The organism is Streptococcus sp. GMD4S, assembly GCF_000296955.1.
Map to the genome: position 1 here is coordinate 1 of NZ_AJRE01000531.1, position 945 is coordinate 945.

A 945-nucleotide genomic window follows, 5' to 3' on the forward strand; every position below is an offset into this window, starting at 1 on the left:
GATGTCCTCCGAGTCTTTGAACGTGGTTTTTCAGGCTACAATGGCCGTTTGACCCAGCAATCATCTGGACTTGGCCTCTATCTATCCAAGAAAATTTCTGAAGAACTGGGGCACCGGATTCGTATCGAGTCTGAGGTTGGAAAAGGAACAACCGTACGGATCAAATTCGCTGAAGTGAAGCTCGTTATTGAGTAAACATAAATGAGAAAAAGCCTCCGAATGGAGGCTTTTATGCTAGGCTCTTATACTCAATGAAAATCAAAGAGCAAACTAGGAAACTAGCCGCAGGCTGTACTTGAGTACGGCAAGGTGACGTTGACGTGGTTTGAATTTGATTTTCGAAGAGTATTATTTCTCAACGCGTGATTTGTTGGCAATATCAGCAAGGATAGCTTGAACAAAGTCATCAACTGAGACAGTTTGTGTTTCTTTTTGGCCGTAGCGACGAACGTTGACAGTTTCGTCTTCCATTTCCTTATCCCCAACAATCAATTGGTAAGGAATCTTGCTGGTTTGAGAAGCACGGATCTTGAACTGCATTTTTTCATTACGCTCATCTACGTCTGCACGGACACCGCGGTCACGGAGTTTCTTAGCAACTTCCCATGCGTAGTCCACGTGTTTTTCGTTAGATACTGGGATGAGGGTCACTTGATGTGGTGCAAGCCATGTTGGGAAGGCACCCTTGTAGTTCTCAATCAAGATGGCTGTGAAGCGTTCCATAGTTGAGATAACTCCACGGTGGATCATAACTGGACGGTGCTCTTCACCGTCAGCTCCAATGTATTTGAGGTCGAAGCGTTCTGGAAGCAAGAAGTCAAGCTGGATGGTAGAAAGGGTTTCTTCTTTTCCAAGGGCTGTCTTAACCTGAATATCCAATTTTGGTCCGTAGAATGCTGCTTCACCTTCAGCTTCAAAGTAGTCAACACCCATTTCATCAAGGGC

At 45.0% G+C, this 945-nt stretch carries 2 protein-coding genes; one reads left to right on the forward strand and one right to left on the reverse strand.

What is annotated here, in order from left to right:
* A partial coding sequence (locus GMD4S_RS12350; protein ID WP_000223644.1) for an ATP-binding protein occupies positions 1–195 on the forward strand: 195 nt, incomplete at its 5' end.
* A 153-nt stretch (positions 196–348) separates the two neighbouring features.
* Here GMD4S_RS12350 and GMD4S_RS12355 read toward each other — a convergent pair.
* A partial coding sequence (locus GMD4S_RS12355; protein WP_000629541.1) for a threonine--tRNA ligase occupies positions 349–945 on the reverse strand: 597 nt, incomplete at its 5' end.